Source organism: Treponema primitia (assembly GCF_046533075.1).
GTDB classification, from domain to species: Bacteria; Spirochaetota; Spirochaetia; order Treponematales; family Breznakiellaceae; genus Termitinema; species Termitinema primitia_B.
On the sequence record NZ_JAJQRB010000045.1, the window covers coordinates 61,135 to 79,332 of the forward strand.

The 18,198-nt window shown below is 50.5% G+C and carries 20 protein-coding genes; 8 read left to right on the forward strand and 12 right to left on the reverse strand.

The window, feature by feature from the left end; genetic code table 11:
* Positions 1 to 43 precede the first annotated feature (43 nt).
* Positions 44 to 553, forward strand: coding sequence for an NINE protein (locus LQZ19_RS08300; protein ID WP_411047202.1), 510 nt, complete (start codon positions 44 to 46; stop codon positions 551 to 553).
* On the opposite strand, the gene LQZ19_RS08305 is transcribed toward LQZ19_RS08300, so the two are convergent.
* From LQZ19_RS08305 to LQZ19_RS08325, 5 genes are read right to left on the reverse strand one after another with little or no spacing between them, the layout of a single operon-like run.
* Positions 550 to 1,200 carry an SRPBCC family protein gene (locus tag LQZ19_RS08305; protein WP_411047203.1) on the reverse strand — a complete coding sequence of 217 codons (651 nt, stop codon included), beginning with the start codon at positions 1,198 to 1,200 and terminating at the stop codon, positions 550 to 552. The two genes, LQZ19_RS08300 and LQZ19_RS08305, sit on opposite strands and share 4 nt — an antisense overlap.
* Positions 1,201 to 3,813, reverse strand: coding sequence for an endonuclease MutS2 (locus LQZ19_RS08310; RefSeq protein ID WP_411047204.1), 2,613 nt, complete (start codon positions 3,811 to 3,813; stop codon positions 1,201 to 1,203). It lies immediately after the preceding gene.
* Positions 3,806 to 4,744: a ribosome small subunit-dependent GTPase A gene (gene rsgA, locus LQZ19_RS08315; protein WP_411047205.1), complete on the reverse strand. Its 939-nt coding sequence runs from the start codon at positions 4,742 to 4,744 to the stop codon at positions 3,806 to 3,808. The genes LQZ19_RS08310 and rsgA overlap by 8 nt, the downstream gene beginning before the upstream one ends.
* Entirely contained in the window at positions 4,741 to 5,523 is a 783-nt protein-coding gene (murI, locus tag LQZ19_RS08320; protein ID WP_411047206.1) for a glutamate racemase, read from the reverse strand. Before murI ends, rsgA begins: the two co-directional genes overlap by 4 nt.
* Positions 5,524 to 5,552: 29 nt before the next feature.
* Entirely contained in the window at positions 5,553 to 5,849 is a 297-nt protein-coding gene (locus tag LQZ19_RS08325; RefSeq protein ID WP_411047207.1) for a hypothetical protein, read from the reverse strand.
* Positions 5,850 to 6,581: 732 nt separating this feature from the next.
* Between LQZ19_RS08325 and LQZ19_RS08330 the strand changes: the two genes are divergently transcribed.
* Positions 6,582 to 7,175, forward strand: coding sequence for a pentapeptide repeat-containing protein (locus LQZ19_RS08330; RefSeq protein ID WP_411047208.1), 594 nt, complete (start codon positions 6,582 to 6,584; stop codon positions 7,173 to 7,175).
* Positions 7,176 to 7,796: an MBL fold metallo-hydrolase gene (locus tag LQZ19_RS08335; protein WP_411047209.1), complete on the forward strand. Its 621-nt coding sequence runs from the start codon at positions 7,176 to 7,178 to the stop codon at positions 7,794 to 7,796. It abuts the gene before it with no gap.
* 392 nt (positions 7,797 to 8,188) lie between these two features.
* Here LQZ19_RS08335 and LQZ19_RS08340 read toward each other — a convergent pair whose 3' ends face one another.
* From LQZ19_RS08340 to LQZ19_RS08360, 5 genes are all read right to left on the reverse strand, one after another.
* Positions 8,189 to 9,481, reverse strand: a complete 1,293-nt coding sequence (locus LQZ19_RS08340; RefSeq protein WP_411047210.1) for a CsgG/HfaB family protein — start codon at positions 9,479 to 9,481, stop codon at positions 8,189 to 8,191.
* Positions 9,482 to 9,862: 381 nt separating this feature from the next.
* Positions 9,863 to 10,102: a putative immunity protein gene (locus tag LQZ19_RS08345; RefSeq protein ID WP_411047346.1), complete on the reverse strand. Its 240-nt coding sequence runs from the start codon at positions 10,100 to 10,102 to the stop codon at positions 9,863 to 9,865.
* Positions 10,066 to 10,365: a hypothetical protein gene (locus LQZ19_RS08350; RefSeq protein ID WP_411047211.1), complete on the reverse strand. Its 300-nt coding sequence runs from the start codon at positions 10,363 to 10,365 to the stop codon at positions 10,066 to 10,068. Before LQZ19_RS08350 ends, LQZ19_RS08345 begins: the two co-directional genes overlap by 37 nt.
* A 268-nt stretch (positions 10,366 to 10,633) precedes the next feature.
* Positions 10,634 to 12,319 carry a hypothetical protein gene (locus LQZ19_RS08355; protein WP_411047212.1) on the reverse strand — a complete coding sequence of 562 codons (1,686 nt, stop codon included), beginning with the start codon at positions 12,317 to 12,319 and terminating at the stop codon, positions 10,634 to 10,636.
* A gap of 12 nt (positions 12,320 to 12,331) precedes the next feature.
* Complete coding sequence (locus LQZ19_RS08360) at positions 12,332 to 13,111, reverse strand: DUF4037 domain-containing protein (RefSeq protein ID WP_411047213.1); 780 nt, start codon at positions 13,109 to 13,111, stop codon at positions 12,332 to 12,334.
* A 41-nt stretch (positions 13,112 to 13,152) separates the two neighbouring features.
* Here LQZ19_RS08360 and LQZ19_RS08365 point away from each other — a divergent pair, with 41 nt between their 5' ends.
* From LQZ19_RS08365 to LQZ19_RS08385, 5 genes are read left to right on the forward strand one after another with little or no spacing between them, the layout of a single operon-like run.
* Complete coding sequence (locus LQZ19_RS08365; RefSeq protein ID WP_411047214.1) at positions 13,153 to 13,713, forward strand: hypothetical protein; 561 nt, start codon at positions 13,153 to 13,155, stop codon at positions 13,711 to 13,713.
* A gap of 1 nt (position 13,714) precedes the next feature.
* The gene (locus tag LQZ19_RS08370; protein ID WP_411047215.1) at positions 13,715 to 14,014 is read left to right on the forward strand and encodes a DUF167 domain-containing protein; all 300 of its coding nucleotides are present in this window, start codon (positions 13,715 to 13,717) and stop codon (positions 14,012 to 14,014) included.
* A 54-nt stretch (positions 14,015 to 14,068) separates the two neighbouring features.
* Positions 14,069 to 14,299 carry a type II toxin-antitoxin system antitoxin VapB gene (gene vapB, locus LQZ19_RS08375; RefSeq protein WP_411047216.1) on the forward strand — a complete coding sequence of 77 codons (231 nt, stop codon included), beginning with the start codon at positions 14,069 to 14,071 and terminating at the stop codon, positions 14,297 to 14,299.
* Positions 14,299 to 14,697 (forward strand): type II toxin-antitoxin system tRNA(fMet)-specific endonuclease VapC, encoded by a 399-nt coding sequence (gene vapC, locus LQZ19_RS08380; RefSeq protein WP_411047217.1) that lies wholly within the window; start codon positions 14,299 to 14,301, stop codon positions 14,695 to 14,697. Before vapB ends, vapC begins: the two co-directional genes overlap by 1 nt.
* A gap of 37 nt (positions 14,698 to 14,734) precedes the next feature.
* Positions 14,735 to 15,934 carry an NADP-dependent isocitrate dehydrogenase gene (locus LQZ19_RS08385; protein WP_411047218.1) on the forward strand — a complete coding sequence of 400 codons (1,200 nt, stop codon included), beginning with the start codon at positions 14,735 to 14,737 and terminating at the stop codon, positions 15,932 to 15,934.
* Here the strand turns inward: LQZ19_RS08385 and LQZ19_RS08390 are convergent.
* Together LQZ19_RS08390 and LQZ19_RS08395 are read right to left on the reverse strand one after the other, a co-directional pair.
* Positions 15,931 to 16,920 (reverse strand): sugar phosphate isomerase/epimerase family protein, encoded by a 990-nt coding sequence (locus LQZ19_RS08390; protein ID WP_411047220.1) that lies wholly within the window; start codon positions 16,918 to 16,920, stop codon positions 15,931 to 15,933. The genes LQZ19_RS08385 and LQZ19_RS08390 overlap by 4 nt on opposite strands.
* Positions 16,921 to 16,931: 11 nt before the next feature.
* Positions 16,932 to 18,020, reverse strand: coding sequence for a Gfo/Idh/MocA family protein (locus tag LQZ19_RS08395; RefSeq protein ID WP_411047221.1), 1,089 nt, complete (start codon positions 18,018 to 18,020; stop codon positions 16,932 to 16,934).
* Positions 18,021 to 18,198: the final 178 nt, after the last annotated feature.

The following is an 18,198-nucleotide window of genomic DNA, read 5'->3' on the forward strand; positions in this document are numbered from 1 at the left end:
GGAAAAATTTCAATTTATTGTTATCCTGATGGCTGGGGGTACTATGTACAGTGTTGGAATAGCCTATTTGCTCTGGCTTGTTTCCGGTTGCGGCGCCCTGGGCTTCCACCGTTTTTATCTGGGGAAGGTTCCCACGGGTTTCCTCTGGATGTGTACCGGCGGGCTCGGCATGGTAGGCTCGATCTACGACTTTTTTACCCTACCCGGCCAGGTAAGGGAGGCAAATATCCGCAACGCCCTTTTTAGGAGCGGTTCCGGCAAGCCGTTAGACAACGGACCAACCTGGCGTAATATTAATGACGGCGAAGCCCGGATAGTCCGGGAAAAAGAGACGGTGGAGCGGACCATCCTGCGGATAGCAAAACAAAACAAGGGTATCCTTACTGCCAGCGATCTTGCACTGGAAGCGAACATCCCCATGGATCAGGCAAAGAAGGTTCTGGACACCCTGGTAAGCAAGGGCTTTGCGGAGCTGCGGGTTCGCAGGACGGGGACACTTGTTTATACTATCCCGGAGATGATGGATGACGATTCGCCGTTAGAAGATTTTTAGTTATTTTCTGCGGCCTTCAAAAACTGCTTCATCAAATCCCTGCTCTCCCCATCAATGAACATAGCCATAATCATCCGTAAAAGCGGATATTTACGCATCACCTTACTGGAAGCATAATAACGAACATAGAATCGATCTTCCCCATTTCCGGACCGGGGAATCTTTTTTAAATACCACCGCCCATAAACATCCTTTACATTGCCGTCATCGGAAACATGGCTGAAATCAAGGACAAATTCATCGGCGGTATTGAGCAATTCGCTTACCAATACCCGATAATTGGTGATAAAGGAAATACCGAGAAACTCCGCCCCCACTGCCATATCAAGATACGCAGTATCATTTTCACGTATCACCGAGATGCCTTTATTTCTCCTGAATATCCGGGGGTAATTATCAAAATCCAGAATCGCCCTTCGCAGCTTTTCCATGGGAATATCCGTAACGATGTGAACATCGATATACATTTCTACCCACCGGATCTTATCGTCCCCCCTTTCCTGGGATACTTCGGTTTTAATGATGCCGGGCTTGTTGAATATATTTTTTAATATCCCCGGACCGGGCAATTCAATATCCGTCCCCTGAGCGTATACGCGGGAAAGGCCAATAATGAACAGTATCGAAAGGATCTTTTGTGTTTTCATTTACTCCCTCAATATAACTTCTGTCCTGCCGAAGCCCCCCAGCTCCGGGCGGGAGAAATAGTAATCCCCCACCGATGGCTGCCGTTTAAGGAAATCGTGGACACCCCGCTGTAATATGCCGTCCCCCTTACCGTGGACCACCGAAAATTCACGGAGGCCCCCCAACACCGCTGCGTCCAGCTGCCGTTCCAGGGCGGACAGGGCTTCCTCCAAACGCATACCCAGGAGGGACAGCTCTAACTTGGCCTGGGGCGCCTCGGCATAATCAACCGGGGCTATGGAGGGCTTCCTCGGCAGAGCGGAGGGGGGAAGCGGGATAAGGTCGGCCTCGCTGAAGGTCATTTTCAGGGAGCCGATCTCCACTATCCAGGCTCCCTTTTTCGCGGACCGGAGCACAGTTCCCCGGCGGCGCTGTTCCCCGGCCAATACATCAGTTCCCGGCATAATAGTAATACTGCCGGCCGGCGGAATGTTCCCGGGGGGAAACTCAAGGTTCAGACCCGGCGGCATGTTCCGGGCTTTGCGGGCTTTCCGCCCGCCGCTTCCCGCAGTACCGCTTGAGGTATCGTTCCCGTAGAGGGTCTCAAGACGGCGGCGTTCGTCGGTAATGGCCGCCTCTTCCGCTTCAAGGGCAGCGTCTTCGGCGTTCACCGTCTCCTCCAGGGTGCGGAGGAAGTCCTTCACCTTCAGTGTTTTTTCCCGGGATAGTTCACCCTCCTTCACTTCCCGAACCAGATTTTCCAGGGTCTTCCGGCTTTCGCTTAAAAGCTCCCGGAATTTTCCCATGCCCCCGGACTTCATTTCCAGTTCCTTCTGACGCAGCCGGAGTTCCTTCAGATCCGCCGCCCGGCGCGCCTCCCGGAGCCGGGACTCCTCCTCCCGGCGCCCTGCGTCGGCGGCGGCCAGTTCACGGTGCTTTTCCTTAAGCCCCGCAATAAGGGCGGAAACATCCGCGCGTTCCTCCGCCAGGTAGCTCCGGGCGCCTTCCACCATGGGCGCCGGCAGGCCGTTCCGGGCGGCTATGTCCACCGCCCGGCTTTCACCGGGGACGCCCATGACGATGCGGTAGGTGGGGGACAGGGTCCGGCTGTCGAAGTCCACCGAGGCGTTCTCCACCGCTTCCCTGGTGTAGCCGTAGTTTTTCAAAATACCGTGATGGGTAGTAGCCAGGAGCCGGACCTTCTTTTCGATAAGGTAATCCAGGATAGCCATGGCGATGGCGCTCCCCTCCTCCGGGTCGGTGCCGGAGCCGAGTTCATCCAGCAGTACCAGTGAACGCTCGCCGACGGCTCCGCTTATGGCGGCGATGTTGGTCATGTGGGCGGAGAAGGTGGACAAGGACTGGCTCAGGGACTGCTCATCGCCGATATCGGCAAACACGCCGTCAAAGACCGGCAAGGCGGTTCCTTCAGCGGCGGGCAGGGCGAGACCGCACTGGTTCATCAAAACGAAGAGGCCAACGGTTTTTAACGTTACTGTTTTGCCCCCGGTGTTCGGCCCGGTGATAATTACGGTGCGGATACTTCCGTCCATGGCGAAGTCTATGGGTACCGCAGCGGAACCCAAGAGGGGATGCCGCGCTTGTTTCAGGGCCAATTCGCCGCTTAGCTCCTGGGCGAATACCCCCCGGGTTTCCTTGGCGTACCGGGCCCTGGCGCGTATAGTTTCCAGTTCCAGTATGGCCGGATAAAACATATCCAGGGCATCACGGTTCGCAGCAATTCTGGCGGTCATCTCCCGAAGGACCCGGCGTATCTCCGCATCCAGGCGGCGCTTTTCAATGAGGAGTTCGTTGTTCTTTTCCACCACATCCTCGGGCTCCACAAAGACGGTCTGGCCGGTGGCGGAAACCTCGTGCACTATACCCCGTATACGTCCCCGGTAATTTGCCTTTACCGCCAGAACCATACGGCCATCCCGTTGGGAAGGCAGGCCGGATTGAAGCATACGCCGGGTTTCCTCATTCCCCGTATACCGGGAACCGGCATTTTCCAGGTCCCGGGTAAGGGAATTGATACGCCGTTTAATATCCCGAAACTCCGGTAAATCCCGGAGCTTCCCGTCCCGATCCAATACCCGGAATACCTCCAGTGAAATGGCGGAACAATCGGGAATAGCCGCTATTAGGTCCGATAAGGAAATTGTATGATTATTTATACTAGGCAAAGTAAATTCATTCGATTTATTCGTATCGGATGTATTATTTGGACCTTGCTTTGTATTATATTTCATACTACTTAAAGTGTTTCCGAGCTTTTTTTTATCCTCACCACCCTTGCCTCCCCCATTTGTCAGCCAGCTCTTTAAGCCTTCGCCCCGCTCGACAAAGAGGCCCAGGGCATAGGCTTCTTCCAGCTCAATAGCGGCGCCCTCTACCTTAAGCTTGGGGAGAATGCCGCCTATGCTGGGAATAGAGCCCCGTGGTTCCGCATCACCGGAATTGAGACGATCCAGCGCGGCCTGCACCTGGGTCTTGAGACCCGCTGCTTCCAGGGGATCGGTCAGGGGATGGGTTTCGGAAATCAGGGCGGCGGCTTCCTCGCTCAAGGAACAAGCAGCGACCCGGGAAAGGACGGAGGAAAATTCTAATAGCTGAAGGACCTTTTCATTCATCCGAGGGCTCCAGCAATTCATCTCTGATACGGAGAAAACTTTCGTAGCGGTCTTCGTGGATCACCCCGGCGGCAACGGCTTCCATGATCTTGCAACCCGGCTCGGTTACATGGGAACAGGAAAGACCGTAGGTACAGGTTCCGGCCAGGGGAGCGAATTCCCGCATGTAGCTGGCCAGCTCGTCTCCGGCGATACCATGGGGCACAAAGCGGCGTATCCCCGGGGTATCGATAATATACGTACCCTTATCACCCAATCCGGGGATTTCCTCCAAGAGGGACATGGTGGTGGTATGGTTTCCCCGGTCATACTTTTCGTTGATGGCCCCCACTCTGATATTCCGCCCCGGGACAAGGGCGTTGATCAGACTGGACTTCCCCACACCGCTTTGCCCCAGAAGCGCAGAAGTACAGCCCCCAACCAGCTTACGGAAATGATCCATCCCCTCGCCGGTTTTTGCGGACACCCGCAGGACCTTGTACCCAATGCGGCTGAAATCTTCGAGCCGCTCCTCCACATCAGGATCATCCTGCGAAAGGTCGTATTTGTTACAAACAATAACGGTAGTGATATTGGCGATTTCCCCTTGAACCAAAGCCCGATCCAGAAAACGGGGCCTGAAGGGAGGCGAGGCCGGGGTGGTAACGCAGAGAATCATGTCCACGTTGGCCGCAAGAAGCTGGGGTGACTGTCCCTTCTGGTTAAACCGGGTAAGCAGGTTCCGCCGTTCCTCAAGGCCCAGGATGAGCCCCGTTCCATCGGCGGCGGCATCGGGCTCAAAACGCACCCGATCCCCCGGAGCCAGGGGATTGTAGAAACCCTCAACCCCCTTGAGAACCTTACCTTTAATCCTGCACTCAACACATGCACCATCCACTTCGGTTTTTACCGTAAAGATATTCCGGGAACCATGGATAACCAATCCTATCATGAGCAGTAATCCTGTTCGGTACGGAGTGTAAGTCCAAACGCCCGTGCCCGCTCCTGCCATACCGGTTCCGGACTTCCCTTTCCGGTTATGAAGAGTATATTCTCCCGGCCCCCGGCTTCCGCTCGCAGATCCCCCTGATCCAGCAGTGCCTCCACCCGGTGGGAGACTCCATCCAAAGAATCATGGATACTCATGTCCCAAGCCGCGGCCTTAAACACATCCTGGAGGAAGAAAAAATGGGTACAGCCCAAAACGATGGCATCCACCCCGGCGCTGCGGAATTGGTTAATGTAGGGAAGTACCGCCGCAAGCCGCTCCTGTGCATCCGATTCGGCATATCGGTGTTCCACAAATTCCACCAGATCCGGCGCAGCGATGGCGGTAAGCGCACAGTCCGCCCCGAATTCCGCGGTCAGTTCCGCAATATAGGGATCACCGATGGTCCTGCTGGTCCCCAGCACTCCGATATGCCGTTTTTTGCTTGCCAGAACCGCCAGCTTCACCGCCGGCACGGTTCCAACCAGGGGCAGATCGGGAAAGCTTTCCCGCAGGGGCTGCAGGGCGGATATCGAAGCGGTATTACAGGCCAGGACCCCAAGCTTGGGATCATAGCGCCTACGCAGCCGGTTCAGAAGTTCGGTCAGGCGCAGGATCAGCTCGGGGCGATCTTTGGAACCGTAGGGAAAGTATTCCCGATCCGCAAGACACACCAGGGTTTCTTCTGGGTTAGCTTTGTGAAAATGATGATAATAGGGAAGACCTCCAATTCCGGAATCCAAAAAAAATATTGGTCGATTATCCATGGTTATTAATTACTAAAAAGACTATCAAAGGCCGATTTGGCGGAAACTGCCTTCCGCCGGGCCCCATTTTCGCCCACCGTCTCCGAACGAAACCGGACATTAAGGGAAAACCAGTCACAAAAATTCCCCCGCTCCTTATCCTGGGGAGGCTCGGCATTAGGCTCCGAACAATCCCCCCGGGCTCCAGCCAGGTAAAACCGGCAATGCCGACAAACCCGCAGATCCTTTCCACACTCAGCACAGCGTAAAGACCGCCCAATAGGGTCCGCATCTACAATAGGGGAGCCGCAATACCAACACATATCTCTATCATAATCCCGGGAGGCGAAACTGGCAACCGGTGTTCTGTCCTCGGGGTAATTTTGATAAACTGCCCCGGGCAAATCGAAAAACGCCGGTGGGGGCGGGGAATCCCCACTGCGGGATGCCTGTAGAGTCTGCCTACGGAGCCCCCTGCGGGGTCTCCTCCGGCAGGGAATTCCAGAATATCCCGCAGCGTGGATTCCCCGTCCCCACCGGCGCCTGTATGATTAGACTGTGTTTGAGCGTATTTCCCGGGAGCTGGCGGTACCTAACTAAGCTTAATGCATTTCCCGAGCCGGAAACGCCTGACTTAGTTTAACGCATTTCCCGGAAGCCGGCGGTACCTAACTAAGTTTAACGCATTTCCCGAGCCGGAGACGCCTAACTTAGTTTAGCACATTTCCCAGGAGCCGGTAACGCCGCCTAACTAAGTTTGGCACATCGTCCAATACCGGAACCGCCAAACTAAGTTTTGCGCAATTCCCGGGGGTGGAGGCTACCGAGCTTAGTATAGGCGCATTGGTTAATTGACAATGGCGGGGGGAGGGAGGGGCATCCCTGGCCGAGCACATTAGGGAATTCCCTGCTGGAGGAGACCTGCGCAGCGGGGCTCCGTAAGCAGACTCTACCTGCGTGCGAGCGCCAGGGATGCCCCTCCCTCCCCCCGTCTTTGCCGAGAAATCCGGGAACCAGTCCTGTTTATTTACATCAATATATGATATACTAACAGCATGTATGCATTGACCCCCTGCGCCGCCGGCTGCGGCCGAAACGCCCTTACCGGTTCCCCGGTTTGTGCCGTTCATGCGGCGGATCCGAAAAAAGAAGCCCGGCGTATCGCGGAATATATTACCCAACGGGAACTTATCAAAGACCTCAACGCCTCGGGGCTCAGCTTTGAAAACATCGATTTTTCCCACCGCCGGTTTTACGGATGTAACTTCAGCGGCGCTTCCTTTTCCAACTGTTCCTTTGTTGACAGTGTTATGCGGATGAGTTTTTTCGATTTCGGCCGGTTCTATGACTGTGATTTTTCAAAAAGCGATTGGCAGTTTTTAAGTTTCGGCGGGTCCTCCATTCTGAACTGTACCTTTGAAGGTTCGGAACTGGTACACATTAACTTTGGCGGCGCCGGTATTACGGAGTGCCGTTTCAATAATTCGAATCTGTATAACAGCCGTTTTATCAATGCCCAAATGGATTGCTCCGATTTTATCAACTGTAACTTAAAAAAAACCTATTTTATTAAGACCAAACAGGAAGGGATATCCTTTAAGTCATCTAACACGGCGGAAGCTATCTTTGAGTACGAAGAAGGGGATTAAGTGAAAGTCTTTTTTCATTATTGCAGTTTTGGTTTCAGTAATTGCTATGTCCTGGGTACCGAGGCGGCGTCTCGTGAGGCGATCATCATCGATCCGGGGAATATAGACAAGGCGATCCTCGACTTTATTGAACAGAAAAACTACAAACTTATGGGGGTGCTGATAACCCACGATCATCTGAACCATGTTCACGGTCTGAGGACGCTCAAACGAATCTATGATGTGGAAATATATGCGGTGGATCATCTGATCCTGGAACATAAAACAAACATGGTAAAGGATGGAGATTCCTTGAATATCGGTTCATTTCATATTGATGTAATTTCCGTACCCGGCCATTCATCAGATTCCGCGGTGTTCAAGATAGATCATCTGCTTTTTACCGGCGATGCCCTTAATGCGGGTATGCTGGGAACCACCGCCAGCTCCTACGGCGCCGAAGTACAGATGGCTGCCCTGCGGACAAAGATATTCCCCCTGCCGGGAAATTATATCGTCCTCCCCGGCCATGGCCCGCCTTCTACGCTGGAAACAGAGCGTCGCTTTAATGCCGGAATACAGAACTTCGAACAGCACAAAAACAAACGCCCTTCCTTTAACATGGATACCTGGGGCGATTAGCCGCCCCTATGGACCCCTTAGCTTGGTTTCGAGAACGCACAATACGAAGTATGGGGTCCTGGCGGCGCAACAAATATCAGGAACCCCCAGAGGGTCCCCCTGATATTTGTTACACCACCACCCCCGATAACTGATCCTGTTGTGCGTTCTCCACTTCCTGGGGGGGTCCATAGGGGCCTTTGTTTCACTTAATGGAGTCATGGTCCGTTCAAACGTCTCGGGTTTATCGCCAGAAACAGCCCTTGCTCTTTATCTGTTTGCTTATAATTTGCCATAGTATTTGTATCGTATTATCATTTCCTTGGTTTGTCGATCTTTTTCTCTGTTGTATGCGAGATCTCATTAAAAGTGCACCTTGGTTATGTGCTGCTTTTTTGCTTTACTTCTTAATGTTAATTATTATAAATCGAAGGTGAAATAGTGAAACCGATCAGAATACCATTAGTGTATCTATTATTTTGATACCATAATCCCTTATACTTAATATTCATACCAATAGCATAAAAATTACGAATGGCAAAATTGAAACCAATATCAAAACCAGGGGTAAAAGAATCCCCAAGTAGTCCTGGATAAACAGTAGTACCATATTGCATAAGACCATTTCCAAAAAGATAAGAACATACAGCTGCATCATTTTTGGTGAGTGGCAATACAAAACCAGCAGCTATAGAAGCATACCCATAAAATATCGGACGTTCCTTTTCTTCCTTTAGACCCATTGCTTTCAATTCTTCTGATCTTCCATATTTATAACTATTTCCGCTATGATAATAACCCTCACTTGTACTAAAAGATACTGGTTCTTTAATATTACCACCAAAAGCAATATCAAATCCAATAGAAGTAAAAGGCAGAAACGACCATCGGATACCTAATTCGTCAAAAATATATGAAAAGTCTTCATCGGATTGAAATGCTATACCCGCGAATTGAATCATGTTAAGATAAGCATTCTCTTTAATATCTTCCCATTTCTCTTTAAGTTCTTCCATTTTAAATTGCCTTTCCCGTTCTTTTTGTCTGCGATCTTCTTCTTTCCGTTGTGTTTCTTGCAATACAGCGATTCTTCTATCTTCATCATTTTTTTTTGCAAGTAGAGAAACAATTTGTCTATCCTTATAACTAACATTCACGGATGTAGGTGAAGAAATTACAGCTGTTTCTACTATAAGTGCCATAATGCGAAAACGATAAAAATCTTTCATATCCAAAAGTGAACCAGTTATTACATATTGCGCTCCAAGTTTTTTTCCAATTGCCTGTGCGGATTCATCGCTTACTTCACCGGATAATTGAAAATTTTCTTCTTGCCTGATAAGAGCAAGACGCTGACGATCAACAATAATGAATCGACTATTTCCAGCCATTGCTAATGTTAATTCTTCAACAACATATGAAGAAAGTTCGTTGGATTGAGAGTTGAAATTAAGAACAGCTACAACCGGTTTCTGCCCTGCAAATTTTTCCGCTCTTTGGCGTATGCTTTCAAGATCCATTGCTGTATTTGTGTCAGGTATATCGGGTATATCTATTCTATCTAAATCATTCCTACCCAACATTTTATCCATATTTTCTACTGAAATATTTATTGCTTCATCCAAGGAATACGTTCTAGTGTTTTGTGAATAAGAACAAATCACGGCAATTGCAAACAAAAACAGTGAAACACTAAACTTTTTCATAAAGACTCCTTTCAGTACAAAGTACATACTATAATTGTTCAATTGTCAATAGTTTTTTCACAATTATTTACAAAAAATTCAAAAAAATGACTCATAACAAAATTATTCTAAAAGAAAAATATGGAATCTGGCAATACTGAACGTTATATTTTTATGGGTATAGGTTCCGCCATAATGTCCTGATTTGGCTGTTATTCCTATGGCATTTGTCTTTTCTTTCCAATTCTTTGCATACATTTTTTCAAAGCAAGGACTACCCCGGCAATCCAATGTCTTACTTTCATATTTCATCCCATGATTCCGATTTAAGACTTCTACTTCGTTATCGATAAACCGGCGCAGGGTCCATTCAAACGTCTCGGGTTGTGTTTTTTATTCTTCCTAAACACTTTTCATTAATTCTATTTGTATTTCTCTTTCCTTTTTTACCTCGCCAGAATTATTTGGATACATTTTATTTACTAATTTAATTGCATAATCAGATGCCCATAAAGCATGGTCCTTTACATGCGGAGTATTCGTCACTTGTGCCATGATTCTATAAATTTTTTCCTTTATTGGATCCTTTTCATCACGTGCTAATTTCAGAAGTTTATCCGCGACATTCCTTGCCCCTGAAATTTTGCAAAACCTTTACCGGTTTCTCCATTTTGCCATTTTTTAATTATATCAAAACCTTCCTTTATTTCATTGCAAGGTTCTGTATTAGTTAATTGTAAAAGATGTTGACCTAATAATAAACTATATTTTACCATTTCTTTATGGTTTTTACTGTCAAATATATTTTCAAGTTCAATTCTTAGATCAGGTATATCATCAATTTTCTTAAATATTCCCGCATAGTTAATTCTCTTTATTTCTTCTTTAAAATTTTCAACCGCCATTAATATTCCTTGTTATAATATTTATTTTAATAATTCCCAACAAATGTCAGGATACATTTCGCCTAACTATATATAAGCTTCATTTGGCGAACCGGCCCGGTGAAGCCATGCGCCCACCGAGGCTCGAAAGCACACCTACACATAGTACGGAGTGGGGTGTCGGGAAGGAAAAGTATGGAGGGACCCTCTGGGAGGCCCCATACTTTTCCTTCCTGACAGGCCCCCCTTACCATTTGTGTGCTTTCGGAAACCCAGTATGCGCATGGCTTCACCGGGTAGTAACGTTCCAGGTTCTTCCGCCTGCCAACCCCCAGCGGCGGTTTGCGTAAGCGGAAAAGGCGGCGGCTTCGGCGGAAAAGGCGGCGGCAAGTTCCGGCCAGGTACCGGTGGCTTCATCCTGGGGGGGGAGTACCGTATAGCGCCAGGTACTTTCATTGATCCGTCCCGCCAGGGTTTCCCCGAAATACCTGGGCGCCAAGGAGGCCGGCTGTTGGAGACAGTGGGCCATGAACTCGTTCACCATAAGGTACGAATCGGCCATATCGTAATGCTGAAAATCAAAATAAGATAAGATAAACCGTTTCGCGGTCCGGGGAAGCGTATCCCAGCGGCGGCGGCTAAAGTCCCGAAAATCTTCATCAATGAAAAACAGGCCGTGGAATCCTTCGTGGGCCATGAAGAGGTTGCGGAGATAATCCGGCGATTCCCGGGAGATCGAGATGATAGCCCCCTTCCCGCTTGTATATCTTGAATCGTTCAAAACTATGATTCCCGCATTTAATAGAATTGCTTCCAGTTCCCGTTCCTCCGGCAGCAGAGGAAAATTCTGCGCCCGGGCGGCCTCAAAAAACCGGGCCAGATCCTCCGCCCGGTAATCGTGGGCATTCCAACCGTGGAGATCCGCAATCTCCGCATCCGGGGCAAGGCGTCCGCGAAAGCCGGTTTTTTCCGTAAAGAAGGCGAGCCGTTTAAGCATCCGATCCTGGACCGCATAATCCGCGGTATCAAAAATGAGTATCGAAGGAAAACGGTCCCACCGGAAAAGCTCAAAGCGCGGGTCCCGCCAGGCTGCCCGGGAATAGGCCAGAATAAACCCCGGGTCCGCCGTCACCGGTTCCGCCGGGAAAGGCCGGTTCGCCGCGATTCCCAGACGCAGAGAAACTGTGGGCTTGCCGCTTATCCTGAGGGGATAGGGCTCATCGGGAAAAGCTCCCCAGGGGATGAAGACCCGTTCCGTTTTCTGAAAATTCCACTCGTAGGAAACCGCAGCTGCCTCAATACGGTATCCGGTATTTTTCCCGGAATCTTCCCCAAGCACGGTTTGTAATTCCGTCCTGCCCTTAATCCGGTAGGGCTCAAGGGGATCGATACGCAGGGCATCATCCTGGGGATCGTAAAATACAAAAGGGGTGGCGGACAGCGCCGTTTCTTCCGGGACAAACCCATACCAACGGTTAATTATTCCCAGCGCATTAAGTTCAAACCCAAGATCCCCGCCAGGGCCAGGCGTTTTTGCATCATCCCTTTTCTCTAAAGTAACAGTAATAGTGCGGATCGGATCGGAAGCGATGGGGATTCCGTAACGGATTCTGCCGGGGACTGTTTCGATCCCCAGGAAAGAGGCGTCCAGGGGAAGCAGCCACGCGGTATTTTCGTTTATCCCTACGGTAACTTGATACTCTACGGCCAGTTCATTTGGAAAACGGTAGTCCAATTCCAGGGACAGATTTTCTCCCCACGCACCGGCGTCTTCCAGTACATAACTTAGTTTTTGCGGCTTGGCCAGGGGGATACGCCCGGAAAGGGAATCCTTGGAAAGGGCATACAGTACCGCCCCGTCCCCCGCGCCGTACAGGGCTATGCCGGCAGGCTCCTTATAGGCGGTACAGGATACGAAAACCAGGGAAAGCAGGAATAGGCGCAAAAAAATCCCGGCCGGTTTTTTAAAGGGCATGCCGCTCAGCCGTTACAGGGCAATAATTCCCCGGGCCATAAGCTGGGCCAGGGAATACTTTCTTTCCATGGTCAGATCCCCCTCGTTGCGGAGAAAGGTTTCAAACTGGGTAAGAAACGATTCGGGCAGAACCGAAAGTCCATGTATCTGCTTAAAATAGGCCCGGTGGGAAGGTTCAAAGCGCCGGTTAATACAGAAGAGGGTTAAACAGGCGGCTTTAATAAAACCTGCGGAGGAGATCAGGTAGTGAAAGTCGTCCCCCTGGATCAGGGCGGCGCCGAGATCGCTCAGATAATGTTCCATCTTGGACTGATTGGCATCCCGCATGGTTTGCCAGAAAGGAATATCCAGGTTGAGAAGCCGTTCCCGTATCTTCTCTATCCAATCGGTCCTTGCAAAGAGAATTTCCCCATAGCTCAGCCGGTAATACCCATAGGTACCGGAATCTTTGATAAGCCACAGCAGATCCCGTTTCGTATCCGCAATATCAATAAGCTCATCGATCTTCCCGGTGGCCTTATACTCAATCCGTACCGGTATATCCCCAATGAGGAAGCGATCTTTATTACCCTGGTTTGCGGTTTCAAAGACCACCGCATCATCGCCGTAAAAAGCGCAGCGTTCTTCCGGCTTTGGTATGGCCCCGGAATAAAATACATCCAGGATAAGGGCAAAATAGGAATCCAGAGTATCCGGCTGTGCGGCCTCATTAAGGGAAACACATTCAACGCCAGGCCAGCGGGAAAGCACTTCAACGAATCGGTCTACCAGGAGCTTAGTCTTATATTTCATTGTTTTTCCTTGTATAATCAGTATAGCATGGGAACGCAACTATGAAAACTCATGATTCCATTCATTTTGTAATTCTTATTCCCCATCCTTCCATGGGCGCTCTCCTCCGCGCTCAAAGCCGCTTCCTCTTTACCGCCGGCGTAAATGGTGCGTGGTCGTTCCCGCACGCCGCTCCCCTAGCCCGGGTTTTACGGCCCCTTGGCCCGGAAGAACTCAAATCCCTGGCCGCAGATCTCCGGTCCGCAGCCATCGGCAGCAGATTCAGCCTTGGTAAGCCGGCTTTGGTCTCCTGTCCGGGTTTCCACAGTTTTTTCGGCCCGGCCCTCGACCTGCCCCCTCCCCCGCTGCCCTATCCCGGGGTACTGTATCCCTTCCCCCGCCTGGTCCTCTGCGCTGCCCTGGCTGCCCCCGGCGATGAGCCGCTCCCGGAACAGATCCGGGAAATACCGCCCGTAAACCCCGCTTTTTTCAGGGCAGCCATGGTGGCCAACCTGGCCATAAAGCCCTTAAAAGGCGCCGGGGACTACTCCTTTACCTGGCGCATAGGCAAGCCCCGGTGGCTCCCCTCCCCCCGTAAATCTTCCCCCAGGGAAGGTTCCTAATATGCCGAATTGTTTGCGTATTACCGAATCATCGATACTCCTGGACATAAAGGCCGTACCGGGTTCCTCAAAATCACAAATCGCGGGCCTCAGCGAAAACCGGCTGCGCATAAAAATCGCCGCTGCCCCCGAAGACGGCAAGGCCAACACGGAACTCCGCGCCTTCCTGGCAAAGACCCTGGACTGCCCAAAGAAAGACATCACCCTTACTGCGGGGGAAAAGTCCCGGCTTAAAACCCTGGCTTTGCCATTGACGGTGAGGGAGAAGCTGGAAAAAATTATTGAAGATTACAGCTCTTGACGTGGTATATACCATGATATATACTCACAGTATTAACGCTTCAAGGAGTACACTATGCAGACAGCGCGCTTGTTTATCAACGGCAGAAGCCAAGCCGTAAGGCTTCCCAAGGAGTATCAATTTAAGGGTGAAAATGTATACATACAAAAAGTCGGAGACGCAATTATCCTGGTCCCCGTTGATAAGGATTGGGAAACATTTCTCCACGGCTTAAATAATTTTTCTGATGATTTCATGTCCGGAGGAAGAGAACAGGGGGTAGAACAGGTACGGGAAGAAGTATAATGTACCTGTTGGATACCAATATCTGTATATACAGTATTAAGAAGAAGTCACCGGGCATTTTAAAAAAGCTGCAAAAAAACCGGAAAAATGGTTTGGCGATTTCTACCATAACCTTAGCGGAACTGGAATTCGGTAATGAAAACAGCCTGTACAAAGAAAAAAATAAAATAGCGCTTATGGAATTTCTGTCCATTATAGATATTAAACCCTTTGATGAAAGGGCCGCTAAAGAATACGGGGCTATACGAAAGAACCTAAAAGACCGAAAATGTTTAATTGGACCGTTGGATATGCTGATTGGCGCCCATGCAAAATCATTAAACATGACATTGATAACGAACAATACTGCGGAATTTGAGCGGATTACAGGGTTGGAGCTTGAAGATTGGAGCCTGTAATGCTATACTAGGCCCATAAATATTCTGGAGGAATAGTATGGCAGCGCGGATAGCTATGAAAAACCCAATCGCCGAGATCGATGGGGACGAAATGACCCGGGTGCTTTGGGCCCTGGTAAAGGAAAAATTGATCCTTCCCTATGTGGATCTCAAGACCGAATATTACGATGTAGGCCTGACGAACCGGGACGCCACGGGGGATGCCGTAACCACCGAATCCGCCCACGCCATCAGCCGCCTGGGGGTTGGGGTGAAGTGCGCCACCATCACCGCCAACAATGCCCGTAAAACCGAGTATAACCTGAAGACCCTATACCCCAGCCCTAACGCCACTATCCGGACAATCCTCGACGGGACGGTGTTCCGCAAACCTATAGTGGTATCCTGTATTACACCCAGTATTTCTACCTGGAAGAAGCCCATCGTCATTGCCCGCCATGCCTACGGCGATCTGTATAAAAGCGCAGAAATGCCGATCCCCGGCCCCGGTAAGGTGGAGTTGGTGTATACCGCCGCCGATGGCTCCGAAAAGCGGACCCTGGTGGCGGATATAAAGGGCAGCGGCGTGGTCTTGGGGATGCATAACCTGGATGAATCTATTAAAAGCTTTGCCCGCTCCTGCTTTCTCTATGCTATCAATGAAAAGCTCCCTATCTGGTTTTCCGCTAAGGATACTATTTTGAAAATCTACGATGGCCGGTTTAAGGAACTGTTCGATCAAATATACGAAACTGAGTTTAAAGATAAATGTGCGGCCGCGGGAATCAGCTACTTCTACACCCTCATCGACGATGCGGTAGCCCGGGTGGTTAAGGGTGAAGGTGGCTTCCTCTGGGCCTGTAAAAACTACGATGGCGATGTGATGAGCGACATGGTCGCCAGCGCCTCCGGGAGCCTCGCCATGATGACCAGTGTCCTGGTTTCTCCCAAGGGGCCGGTGGAATACGAAGCGGCCCACGGGACAGTGCAGCAGCATTACTACCGTTGGCAGAAGGGCGAAAAAACCAGCACCAATCCTGTGGCCTTGATTTTCGCCTGGACCGGCGCTTTGGCAAAAAGGGCGGAGCTTGATAACACGCCGGATCTGGGGAACTTTGCAAAAAAGCTGGAACACGCCGCCATGGCAGCCATAGAAGCCGGGGAAATGACCGCCGACCTTGCCCGGCTGGCGGTTCCGGCCCCCGCTAAAGCCCTGGACTCCTGGGAATACATAGACGCCGTAGCTTCCCGGCTTTAATCCCGCTTAAGGGCGCTGTCGAAGGCCACGGTGGAGGCGGAAAAGTTGATCCGCCGGACATATTCGCAGCTTTCTGCTGCGCCTGCTTCCCGGTTCATGCCCGTATCTTCCCATTCCACCGAAAGGGGGCCGGTGTAGCCCGCGGCGTTTAGCTCGCGGATAATGCCGTCAAAGTCCACATTGCCGTGCCCCAGGGAAACAAAGTTCCAGGCCCTTTTGGTATCCCCAAAGGGCAGGAAGGAACCAAGGATACCACCAAGCTCATTTTTAAAAAGCTTAACATCCTTCATATGGACATGGTAGATCTGCTTTGCAAACTTCCGCACAAATACTGTTTCGCTCACCCCCTGCCATACCAAATGGCTGGGATCAAAATTAAGGCCCAGGGTTTTCCGGTACTTAAATTTTTCCAGGAGCCGCTTGGTAGTATAATAATCGAAGGCAATTTCCGAAGGGTGCACCTCCAGGGCAAACTTTACCTTACATTCGTCAAAGACATCAAAGATAGGCGTCCAGAGATCGTAGATCGTCTGAAACCCCGCTTCGATCATTTCTTCCGATGTTTGGGGGTAAGAATACCACCGTGCCCAGATAGGGGACCCGGTAAAACCGTTCACCACCTTTACGCCGAATTTCTTCGCCGCCCGGGCGGTGTTCTTCATCTCCTCAATGGCCCAGCCCCGGATCTCCTTAGGCTTCCCCGCAAGCCGGCTTGGGGCAAAGTTGTCCAGCCGCTCGTCCCAGAGATCCCCCACGCACTGACCGGTCAGGTGGGCGCTTATGGCCTGGCATTTCAAACCATATTTTTTTAAGGTCTCCCATACCTTGGGTATATATCCTTCATCCTTTAGTGCCTTTGAAACATCAAAATGCGCATGGGTTGCCAATTCCAAACCGTCGTATCCCATTTTTTTTGCCAGTGCGCACAATTCTTCCAGGGAAAGATCCCCAAATTGTCCCGACGCAAGCGTAACTATTCTAGCCATCAAATGTCTCCTTATTTGATCTGCACAGGCTTCTTGGACGAAGCTGATTTATACATGGCGTCAATTATCTTCATCAACACCAGGGCTTCTTCCGGTTTATTGAATGGCTCGGCTTTGCCGGAAATGGCCTGCACAAAATTGGCGGCATTGGCCACCCGGCCCATGTATTCATCCTTTTCGGTTTTTATGTCCAGATCCACCTGGTTGCCGAATTCTTCGGTAAAGAGACGGCAGCTATCTATACAGGTTTCATCAATGCCGTCGATTTCAAAAAGCCGTTCCACCTTACCTCCGGCCTTAGTTCCCTGGAAGGTAACGGACACTATCTCCCGTTCATTAAACTCCGCCCAGGAATTGCGGATCTGGAGGCTCTGCCCGGTTTTGAAGGTAACCATGGCATGGCAGGATGATTCCACATCCGTAACCCCCTTGGCCGCATCGGGGATACCCCAGGGTCCTTTGAAGGCCTTGTTATCCATAAAGTCGTAAAAGGCAGTACCCAGGAGGTAGTCCGGTTCGGGGTAGCCCATAAAGTACAGCGCCAGGTCAAGCATGTGGGGCAGATCGATAACCGGACCGCCCCCCGAGAGGGCCTTGTTGGTAAACCAGCCGCCGAAGCCGGGAATGCCCGCGCGCCGAATCCATGTAGCCTGGGCGGAATTAATGGTCCCCACCCTCCCCTTTTTGATATACTTAATGATGGCTTGGGACTCCGGCCGGGCCCGGTTGTTAAAATCAAACATAAGTTGTTTTTTTGCCTGCTTCGAAGCGGCCAGCATTTCTTCCATTTCTCCGGCGTTCAGGGCAGGCGGTTTTTCGCAGTACACATGCTTGCCCAATCCCAGAGCTTCAATTACCAGGGGTTTATGAAATTTATTTGGAGTAATTATCGAAACCGCATCCAGATTAGGACAGGCACTAACCATTTCCGCAAGACTGGAATAAACCTTGCTTATTCCCCGCTTTTCCGCAAAACCCTTAGCGCGGCCCGGATCCGCATCCGCCATGGCGATCACCTCGGCGCCGGCTTTGATAAAGCCCTCGTAATGGTAAAAAGCCATGCCACCGGCCCCGACAATTCCAACTTTAATTTTACCCATACGCTACTCCTTGTTTTCCGAACATTTCCCCAATACCCACCCAGGAATCAGGAATTAGGTACTGTAAAAACGACAGCCAAAGATGATATTAAGGGTACCACGGTTGCAGGTACATTGCAAGCCGGCCGATATTCCATAAGGCAGGTCCAGAAATTCACGCATCGCCTGACAAGGTGAA